The organism is Bifidobacterium sp. LH_416, from assembly GCF_056357055.1.
Genome location: NZ_JBKEVJ010000015.1, coordinates 1 through 1,216, shown reverse-complemented (window position 1 = coordinate 1,216; position 1,216 = coordinate 1). Strand labels below are relative to the sequence as shown.

Annotated in this window: 2 protein-coding genes; both read right to left on the bottom strand. The window is 61.0% G+C overall.

Annotated features, from left to right (window positions below; all coding sequences use genetic code 11):
* Positions 1-29 precede the first annotated feature (29 nt).
* On the bottom strand, positions 30-863 hold the full coding sequence (locus AC1AY0_RS11745) for an IS3 family transposase (RefSeq protein WP_476503937.1): 834 nt from the start codon (positions 861-863) through the stop codon (positions 30-32).
* A gap of 2 nt (positions 864-865) precedes the next feature.
* Positions 866-1,153 (bottom strand): transposase, encoded by a 288-nt coding sequence (locus AC1AY0_RS11740; protein ID WP_476503936.1) that lies wholly within the window; start codon positions 1,151-1,153, stop codon positions 866-868.
* Between the last annotated feature and the right edge of the window lie 63 nt (positions 1,154-1,216).

Genomic DNA, 1,216 nt, shown 5'->3' with positions numbered 1-1,216 from the left:
TGGATTGGCAACGGTGTGTTGGACTGTTTCTAGAGGGTGTTTCCTTGGTGTGTGAACTCCACGGGGCTCATGTAATTGAGGGTCGAGTGGAGTCGTTGGTGGTTGTACCACCATACGTACCGGTTGACGTCCGAGCGCAGCCGCTCCACGCTCGTGTACGTGTTGGAGTATATGAGCTCCTTCTTGATCAGCCGGTTCGTGGACTCGACCACCGCGTTGTCGTACGGGTTGCCTGGTCTGGAAAGGGAACGCGTGATGCCGAACACGTCGAGCATGCGTTCGATCCTCTCCCCGGCGAACTCGCCGCCGCGGTCGGTGTGGAACACCTCGATCTCATCCAGCGGGAAGCGCAGCGTGGCGAACGCGGCCAATACGAGGTCCGCGTCGTGCCTGACGCCGACCGAATGTCCTGCGATCTGCCGGTTGGCCAGGTCGATGAGCAGGCATATGTACGCCCATGAATTGCCGACCCTCACGTAGGTCAGGTCGGAGGCGATGTGCGTGCGCGGGGCGTAGCCATTGAATTCGCGGGCGAGGATGTTGGGGGCCGGATCGTCGTTGGGCCTGGCCGGATGCGGCCTGTAGCGGGCCTTGGAATACGAGCTCGCCATGCCTTTGGCCTTCATGATCCGGTTGACGCGGCGGCGCGACAGCGTCACGCCCTCACGCCCGAGGGCGTGCTTGATCTTCCTGGCCCCGTACACCTTGCCGCTGTCGCGCCACACACGCTCCACGTCACCCTCATGGGGGTCGACGCGTTCGGTCTCGGGGTGTTCGAGCATCCAGTAGTAGGTGGACTTGGCTACGCCCAGGATCCTGCACTGCGCTGATATCGGGTAACGGCCGGCGTTGGACCGTATCACGTCTACTTTCGTGCGAATATCAGCGCCGCTTGTTTTAAAACATCGACCTCCATCTCCAACTGGCGGTTGCGTTTCCTCAGTTCGATCAGCTCGTTCTGCTCGGGAGTCCGGTTGTCGGCGGCCCTGGTCGAGCCGCTGTTGCGGATCCCCCGCACCCACCGGTGCAGGGTGGAATGGCAGATGTCGTACTCGCGTTCGATCTCCACAGGCGGCTTGCCGTTCTCGTACAATTGCACGATCTGCCTTTTGAACTCCTCCGTGAACCTGCGCGGATGCCTCGGGTCGGCCATGACCATCAACTCCTTCGTTGCCTAGTCCCTCAATGAACCGTCCAATACATTGTAGCCAATCCA

Coding starts and splice junctions, on each gene's coding strand:
- AC1AY0_RS11740 (WP_476503936.1), bottom strand. CDS start 1,153: ATGGCCGACCCGAGGCATCCGCGCAGGTTCACGGAGGAGTTCAAAAGG.